This is a genomic window from Bradyrhizobium ingae, assembly GCF_055791185.1.
Map to the genome: position 1 here is coordinate 285,718 of NZ_JBVUBB010000008.1, position 7,982 is coordinate 293,699.

Here is a 7,982-nt window from a genome sequence, read left to right on the forward strand (position 1 = left end):
TAGCGGGTCCAAAATCACCATGATTGCCTGACGATGCCGCTGCTCACGATTCATCACAAGACCGAATATCGCTACAACCGCCCCGTGGCGTTCGGCGAGCATCGCATCATGCTGCGCCCGCGCGACAGCCATGATCTGCGCGTGCTCGACAGCCGGCTCGCCATTTCGCCCCAGCCGATGTCGCTGCACTGGATCCATGACGTGTTCGGCAATTCGGTCGCGATCGCGAATTTCGACGAGCGCGCGGACGTCTTGACGTTCGACTGGCATGTCACCGTCGAGCACAATCCGGTCGAGGAGTACGCACTGACGCCGGATGATCCGGCGTATTTCTATCCCTTCGTCTATGACGACGAGGAATTCCCCGACCTCATGCACTACATCACGCCGCAATATGCCGATGCCGACGGCGAGCTGTCGGAATGGGCGCGCAGCTTCCTCGACGAGGAGGCGCCGACGCCGACGTTCAAGATCCTGAGCGGCATGACGCACGGCATCCGCAAGGCGTTCAGGTATCGCAAGCGTCATGAGCAGGGCACGCAGCATCCGCTCGACACCTTGCAAAGGGGCACGGGCACCTGCCGCGACTATGCGCTGTTCATGATCGAGGCGTTGCGCCGGCTCGGCATCGCCGCGCGATTCGTCTCCGGCTACATCTTCGTGCCGGAGGATATCGAGACGCACCATGTCGGCGGCGGCTCGACGCATGCCTGGGTGCAGGTCTACCTGCCGAGCGCGGGCTGGATCGAATTCGATCCGACCAACGGCATCGTCGGCACCCGCGATCTGATCCGCGTCGCTGTGGCTCGCGATCCGCGCCAGGCGATCCCGCTGCATGGTGTCTATCTCGGCTCGGCCGAGGCGTTCGAGGCCATGGAGGTGAACATCAAGGTGGCCTCGGACGACCAAAACAGCGACGAAGAACTTGAGCCAGAGGTATTGTAGATGGACATCAAGGTCGGCTTCGAGATCGCTTATGCTGCGCCACAGCCGACGCCGATGGTGATCATGCTCAACATCCACCCCTCGCGCCAGGCCGACATCATCGGCAGGGAGACGGTGGTGGCCGAGCCGGACGTGCCGATCCGCTTCTATCACGACAGCTTTGGCAATATCTGCGGCCGCCTCGTCGCGCCCGCGGGCGGCGTCACGCTGAAAGGCAGCGCGCTGGTGCACGACGCCGGCCTGCCGGACGAGGTGATGCCGACTGCGCAGCAGCTGCCGATCGAGCAGCTGCCCAACGAGCTGCTGCTCTATCTGATGCCGAGCCGTTATTGCGAGACCGACAAGCTCACCGATATCGCGTGGTCGCTGTTCGCCAGGAGCGAACCCGGTTGGCAGCGCGTCTGCGCGATCACCGAGCTCGTGCATCAGCACGTCACCTTCGGCTATGAGCACGCCCATCACATGAAGTCCGCGCACGACGTCTATGAAAGCCGTTCCGGCGTCTGCCGCGACTTCGCGCATCTTGCCGTCGCCTTCTGCCGCTGCATGGGCATTCCGGCACGCTACTGCACCGGCTACATGGGCGACATCGGCATTCCGCCCGAGCCGTTCCCGATGGATTTTTCCGGCTGGTTTCAGGTCTACCTCTCCGGCAAGTGGCTCACCTTCGATGCGCGCCACAATGTCCCGCGCATCGGCCGCATCCTGATGGCCACGGGCCGCGATGCCGCCGACGTCGCGCTCTCGACGAGCTTTGGCCGGATGGAGCTGAAGAAGTTCGAGGTCGTCAGCGACGAGGTGGTGAAGGCGGCGTGAGCGAGCGCCATGCTCGTCATTGCGAGCGTAGCGAAGCAATCCAGCCCGCATCCACGGTGGTAGTCTGGATTGCTTCGTCGCTACGCTCCTCGCAATGACGGTGCTTGTTGAGGGCACAATGCCTCCCCAATGTCGTCCTGGCTTTCGCCAGGACGACAGCGAGTCTGTGGCGCTGTTATTCCCTACAATTGACGGCTATAGACACCCCATGATCACCGATCGTCTCTTCGTCTACGGCACCTTGATGCGCGGCTTCGACCATCCGATGGCGCGGCTGTTGGCGGCGCATGCGGACTTCCTTGGCGATGCGACCTGCCGCGGCCGGCTCGTTCTCGTGAAGCATTACCCCGGGCTGTTGCTATCGGACGCGGCGTCCGACCTGGTGCACGGCGAACTCTTTCGCCTGCGCGCGCCTGACGAGCTCTTGCGCGAGTTCGATATGTACGAGGCCTGCGGCGAGGGCTTTCCCGAGCCGACCGAATATATGCGCGCGCTGGTCGACATCACGCTCGCGGACGGCGCGACCGAGAAGGCCTGGACCTACGTCTACAACTGGCCGGTCACGGACCTCCCGCGCATTGCCTCCGGCAGATTCATCGAGCACTAGCCTGCCAGCACCTCGCGCACCACGCGCACGTCGACCTCGCGCTCGACGTAGGACCACTCCTCGGTCGTGCGCAGCATCGCGACCAGCTCCTCGAACAGCGAGGCGTGCGCCGGCGCATATTCGAACCAGGTCAGGAAATCGAAGGGCTCGCCGAGATCGCGGCAGTGATAGAGCTGCCGCGCGATCGCCGGCAAGAAGCGCAGGCTGCTGGCGATATGGTGCGACTTGTCCTCGAAGATCCTGCGCCGTTCCTCGGCCGTGAGGTCCCACCAGGCCTGCGATTTGCGGATCGGGATCAGCGCCGCGCTGGTCGCCTCGGCGCGGCCGAGCCCGGCCTGCACGGCGACGAGCTGTTCTTTCTCGGCCCGCTCGGTGTAGCGTAGATAGCTGGCGACGCCGACCAGCCGCCACGAATTGCGCGACGGCACAAGCGGCAGCGCGACCGCCTCGCTGTCGTTCACCGACAGCGCCGGCATGAATGGCAGGGGATCACCCCTCACGGGTGAGATCGAGGTGACTCGCCAACCCCCGCTGTGGCCGCCTCGAAACGTCGTGAACATGGGGGCATGGAAGCGCGGAACCCCGCGAGGTTCAAGGGCGACGTGATGGGAGAGCCCCTGTGAATAACCGGGAGAAACCCTACGTCCGTCGTATTTCCGTGAGCCAGCCCTATATGCCTAGCCGGCTGGCACAAGGCCCCGACTCACCTAGAATCACCTTATGCGCTTCACGCCCCAATTCCTCGACGAGCTGCGTGCCCGGCTTTCGGTCTCCGAAGTCGTGGGCAAGCGCGTGAAGTTGAAGAAGGCGGGGCGGGAGTGGAAGGGGCTGTCGCCGTTCCAGCAGGAAAAGACGCCATCCTTCTATGTCAACGACCAGAAGGGTTTCTACCACGACTTCTCCTCGGGCAAGCATGGCGACATCATCAACTTCGTGATGGAGACCGACGGCCTGCCGTTCGGCGAAGCGGTCGAGCGGCTTGCCAACATGGCTGGCCTGCCGCTGCCGGCGGCAACCCCGGATGCCGCGCGGCACGAGCAGCGCCGCCGGACGCTGCACGACGTCATGGAGCTTGCCGCAAATTTCTTTGCCGAGACGCTGGCCTCGCGCCTCGGCGCCAAGGCGCGGGGCTATCTCGCGGATCGCGCCATCTCGCCTGCGACGCAGTTGCAGTTTCGCCTCGGCTATGCCCCGCCGCCCCCCGAGCGCTTCGCGCTGAAAGAGCATCTCGGCAAGCAGGGCGTCTCTGTCGAGGACATGATCGAGACCGGCCTGCTCGTCGCCGGCAACGACATCCCCGTGCCCTACGATCGTTTCCGCGATCGCGTGATCTTTCCGATCACGGACTTGCGCGGCCGCGTCATCGCCTTCGGCGGGCGGGCGCTCGAGAAGGACGTTCCGGCCAAATACCTGAACTCGCCTGAGACGCCGCTTTTTCACAAGGGCGACAATCTCTACAACCATGCCACCGCGCGGAAAGCTGCGCATGACGGCGCGGCGCTGATCGTGGTCGAGGGCTATGTCGACGTCATCGCCATGGTCACCGCGGGCTTTGCAGGCAGCGTCGCGCCGCTCGGCACCGCGCTGACCGAAAGCCAGCTCGCTCTGCTCTGGAAGATGGCGGACGAGCCGATCCTCTGCTTCGACGGCGACAAGGCCGGGCAGAAGGCGGCTTATCGAGCTGCGGACCTTGCCTTGCCATTCCTCGCGCCCGGAAAGAGCCTGCGCTTCGCGCTGCTGCCGGAGGGGCAGGACCCGGACGATCTCGTGCGCTCCGGTGGCCGCGGTGCAGTCGAGGAGGTGATTGCGGCGGCGCGGCCGCTTGCGGACGTGATCTGGTCGCGCGAGCTCGAAGGCGGCAGCTTTGTCACGCCCGAGCGCCGCGCAGCGCTCGAGGCGCGCATCAACGAACTCAGCAACGGCATCCGTGACGAGGTGGTGCGGCGCTACTACCGCCAGGATCTGGCGGAGCGCCTCCAACGCACCTTCGCGCCTGAAGGGGGCGGCCGCGGTGGCTTCGCCGGTCGCGGCAATTTCCGCTCGCAAGCGGGCCGCTCCTTCCAGCCCCGCGGCGGGGGCGGCGCGAATCGATTCGCCGGCCAGGGGCGCCGCGGCGGCCCGATGCCCGCCACGCTTCCCTCCGGTCCCTACCAGGCGGCGAGCCCGCAGCTTGCGGCGAGCCCGATCATGCGGGGACAGCGCAGCGCGATCTCCCGCCGGGAGGCCCTGATCCTGCAAAGCCTGATCAACCATCCCTGGCTGCTGCACGACCATTTGGAGGAGGTGGCGGCGCTGGAGCTCGCCCATCCCGAGGCCCACAAGCTTCGTGCCGGTATTATCGCGGCCTTCGCCAACGATCATCATCATAGCCCGGATCCGAGCGAGCAGGCCGAGAAGATGCGCGCCGATCTCGATCGAGGCGGATTTTCTCCGCTACTTCAAAGGGTTGAGCGCGCCATCACGACCCAGGCGGTGTTCGGGGCACGCGAGGGCGCCGCGCGGGATGATGTTCTTGCCACATGGAATCAGCTCGTCGCCTTGCATCGGCAGTGGCATTCACTACTTAGGGAGCTGAAAGACGCCGAGCTGGCCTTGGGGGAAGACCCCAGCGAGGCCAATTTGGCGTGGCTGCGTGACGTCAAGGCCCGGATGGCCGAGGTCGACGGTACCGAAGCCCTGATCGAGGGTTTTGGCGAGCTGTCGGGCCGGTTTCAGAAGAGCGTGTGAAACGAAGAATCATGCGGACGGCCGGGGCCGGAACCGGAAAAAGACTCGCCAAATCCAAGGTTTGGCGGCAGAAACAGGGTTAATCGAGGCTTAACTGTCTTGTAGCACTTTGGCCAACAGGCGGCCGCAGGCATAACAGACGCGTCAGGAATAAATCCGCGCATTCGCTGTTTGGCACTCTACCTGCATTCGCCGGCGACAAAGGTGCTCACGAAGCGTTAGGCAAATCCGGCGAGAGAAGTTCTGGGGTGGCGAAAAGAGGTTTGCGCCGCCCTTTCCGTGTCGAGAGCTGACGAAGCGAGAGCGTCGAAACAGGTTCAAGTGAATTCAGGCAGGCGCCGTGCGAGCCGCCTGTATGAAGCGCGTTTAGGAGCAATGGATGGCCACCAAGGCAAAGACGCTGCAGGCGAAGGACAAGGAAAAGGACGACAAGGCAGCGGACGCTCCGGAGAAGGATTCCCAGGACGCGCCCTCACCGTTGCTCGACCTGTCCGACGCGGCAGTGAAGAAGATGATCAAGCAGGCCAAGAAGCGCGGCTTCGTGACCTTTGATCAACTCAACGAAGTCTTGCCATCCGACCAGACCTCGCCTGAGCAGATCGAGGACATCATGTCCATGCTCTCGGACATGGGCATCAACGTCACCGAGGCCGACGACTCCGAGGGCGAGGACGACAAGGACGAGGGCGGCGAGGACGAGACCGACAACGAACTCGTCGAGGTCACCCAGAAGGCCGTGACCGAGGTCAAGAAGAGCGAGCCGGGCGAGCGCACCGACGATCCCGTGCGCATGTATCTGCGCGAGATGGGCACGGTCGAGCTCTTGTCCCGCGAGGGCGAAATCGCGATCGCCAAGCGCATCGAGGCCGGTCGCGAGGCGATGATCGCGGGCCTGTGCGAAAGCCCGCTGACCTTCCAGGCCATCATCATCTGGCGCGACGAGCTCAACGAAGGCAAGATCTTCCTCCGCGACATCATCGATCTCGAAGCGACCTATGCCGGCCCGGATGCCAAGGGCGGCATGAACACCGCGATGATCGGCGGCCCCACTGGGGAGAACGGCGAAGCACCGGCCGAAGGCGGCGAAGCTGCTGTCGCGACGGCCGCTGCGCCTGCGCATGTCGCGCCGCCGGCCGCGCCGCCGTCGCCGACCCCGTTCCGTCCCGCGCCCGGTGTCGGCAATGGCACTGAGGCCGAGAAGGATCCGGCGGAAGCCGCCGCCGAAGCCGACATGGACGAGGACGACGAGTTCGAGAACCAGATGTCGCTTGCGGCGATCGAAGCCGAGCTCAAGCCGAAGGTCGTCGAAATCTTCGACAAGATCGCTGACAACTACAAGAAGCTGCGCAAGCTCCAGGAGCAGGACATCCAGAACCAGCTCGAGAGCACGACGCACGGCCCGTCGCTCTCGCCGCACCAGGAGCGTAAGTACCGGAAGCTGAAGGACGAGATCATCGTCGAGGTGAAGTCGCTGCGCCTCAACCAGGCCCGCATCGATTCACTCGTCGAGCAGCTCTACGACATCAACAAGCGCCTCGTCTCGCACGAGGGCCGCCTGATGCGCCTTGCCGACAGCCATGGCGTCGCGCGCGACGATTTCCTGCGCAACTACACCGGCTCGGAGCTCGATCCGCGCTGGCTCAACCGCGTCTCGAAGCTTTCGGCCAAGGGCTGGAAGAACTTCGTTCATCACGAGAAGGACCGCATCAAGGACCTGCGCCACGAGGTGCATCAGCTTGCGGCCCTCACCGGTCTCGAGATCGGCGAATTCCGCAAGATCGTGCACTCCGTGCAGAAGGGTGAGCGCGAAGCCCGTCAGGCCAAGAAGGAGATGGTGGAAGCCAACCTCCGCCTCGTGATCTCGATCGCCAAGAAGTATACCAACCGCGGCCTTCAGTTCCTCGACCTGATCCAGGAAGGCAACATCGGCCTGATGAAGGCGGTCGACAAGTTCGAGTACCGCCGCGGCTACAAGTTCTCGACCTACGCGACGTGGTGGATCCGGCAGGCGATCACCCGCTCGATCGCCGACCAGGCGCGCACCATCCGCATCCCCGTGCACATGATCGAGACGATCAACAAGATCGTGCGTACCTCGCGCCAGATGCTCAACGAGATCGGCCGCGAGCCGACCCCGGAAGAGCTCGCCGAGAAGCTCGGCATGCCCTTGGAGAAGGTGCGCAAGGTCCTCAAGATCGCCAAGGAGCCGTTGTCGCTGGAGACGCCGGTCGGTGACGAAGAGGATTCACACCTCGGCGATTTCATCGAGGACAAGAACGCGATCCTGCCGATCGACGCAGCGATCCAGTCGAACCTGCGCGAGACCACCACGCGCGTGCTCGCCTCGCTCACCCCGCGCGAAGAGCGCGTGCTGCGCATGCGCTTCGGCATCGGCATGAACACCGACCATACGCTGGAAGAAGTCGGCCAGCAGTTCAGCGTGACGCGCGAGCGTATTCGTCAGATCGAGGCGAAGGCGCTGCGCAAGCTGAAGCATCCGTCGCGGAGCCGGAAGCTGCGCTCGTTCCTGGATAACTGAAGCGGATTGAATTTGGCCGGGTTCAGCCTGGCCTCAGCCTTAATAAACGGCGAGCGAAAGCTCGCCGCTATTTTTGGGTGGATTAAGATTTGCAGCTTCTTGCGATTAGCCGCCGAAATATACCCTGTGGATTCCATTCCGGCAGAGTCCCCACCTTGTTCGCTTCGGCCAGCTTCTCCATTGGCGAAAGGGTCTTAATTCTATCGATTGCAGTAAAGAACTCCTCCCATCTGTGGACGCCCCCGTAAGTGCAAGTAGAATCTTTCGTGAGGCGCTGCGCGTAGTCGGGTGCTGACATCTGTCCGGCCTCTGATGCGACCGGTCATGTGTCGCGGGCCCGTATGGGAG

Annotated in this window: 6 protein-coding genes; 5 read left to right on the forward strand and 1 reads right to left on the reverse strand. The window is 63.9% G+C overall.

The window, feature by feature from the left end; genetic code table 11:
* Window positions 1–33: 33 nt before the first annotated feature.
* The 3 genes from ACV1FX_RS15675 (at window position 34) to ACV1FX_RS15685 (ending at window position 2,368) form a co-directional block, all read left to right on the forward strand.
* Entirely contained in the window at window positions 34–945 is a 912-nt protein-coding gene (locus ACV1FX_RS15675) for a transglutaminase family protein (protein ID WP_473118443.1), read from the forward strand.
* On the forward strand, window positions 946–1,761 hold the full coding sequence (locus ACV1FX_RS15680; RefSeq protein WP_473118444.1) for a transglutaminase-like domain-containing protein: 816 nt from the start codon (window positions 946–948) through the stop codon (window positions 1,759–1,761).
* Between the two features lie 208 nt (window positions 1,762–1,969).
* Window positions 1,970–2,368, forward strand: coding sequence for a gamma-glutamylcyclotransferase family protein (locus ACV1FX_RS15685; protein WP_473118445.1), 399 nt, complete (start codon window positions 1,970–1,972; stop codon window positions 2,366–2,368).
* On the opposite strand, the gene ACV1FX_RS15690 is transcribed toward ACV1FX_RS15685, so the two are convergent.
* Window positions 2,365–2,928 carry a chlorite dismutase family protein gene (locus ACV1FX_RS15690; protein WP_473118446.1) on the reverse strand — a complete coding sequence of 188 codons (564 nt, stop codon included), beginning with the start codon at window positions 2,926–2,928 and terminating at the stop codon, window positions 2,365–2,367. The two genes, ACV1FX_RS15685 and ACV1FX_RS15690, sit on opposite strands and share 4 nt — an antisense overlap.
* Before the next feature lie 160 nt (window positions 2,929–3,088).
* Between ACV1FX_RS15690 and dnaG the strand changes: the two genes are divergently transcribed.
* Both dnaG and rpoD read left to right on the forward strand, forming a co-directional pair.
* Window positions 3,089–5,095, forward strand: coding sequence for a DNA primase (gene dnaG / locus ACV1FX_RS15695; protein ID WP_473118447.1), 2,007 nt, complete (start codon window positions 3,089–3,091; stop codon window positions 5,093–5,095).
* Between the two features lie 379 nt (window positions 5,096–5,474).
* Window positions 5,475–7,634 (forward strand): RNA polymerase sigma factor RpoD, encoded by a 2,160-nt coding sequence (gene rpoD / locus ACV1FX_RS15700; protein WP_473118448.1) that lies wholly within the window; start codon window positions 5,475–5,477, stop codon window positions 7,632–7,634.
* The last annotated feature ends 348 nt before the right edge of the window (window positions 7,635–7,982 follow it).

What these genes read in the sequence shown, in the direction of transcription:
- dnaG (WP_473118447.1), top strand. Translation starts at nt 3,089, where the DNA reads ATGCGCTTCACGCCCCAATTCCTCGACGAGCTGCGTGCCCGGCTTTCG.
- ACV1FX_RS15685 (WP_473118445.1), top strand. Translation starts at nt 1,970, where the DNA reads ATGATCACCGATCGTCTCTTCGTCTACGGCACCTTGATGCGCGGCTTC.
- ACV1FX_RS15680 (WP_473118444.1), top strand. Translation starts at nt 946, where the DNA reads ATGGACATCAAGGTCGGCTTCGAGATCGCTTATGCTGCGCCACAGCCG.
- ACV1FX_RS15690 (WP_473118446.1), bottom strand. Translation starts at nt 2,928, where the DNA reads ATGTTCACGACGTTTCGAGGCGGCCACAGCGGGGGTTGGCGAGTCACC.
- rpoD (WP_473118448.1), top strand. Translation starts at nt 5,475, where the DNA reads ATGGCCACCAAGGCAAAGACGCTGCAGGCGAAGGACAAGGAAAAGGAC.
- ACV1FX_RS15675 (WP_473118443.1), top strand. Translation starts at nt 34, where the DNA reads ATGCCGCTGCTCACGATTCATCACAAGACCGAATATCGCTACAACCGC.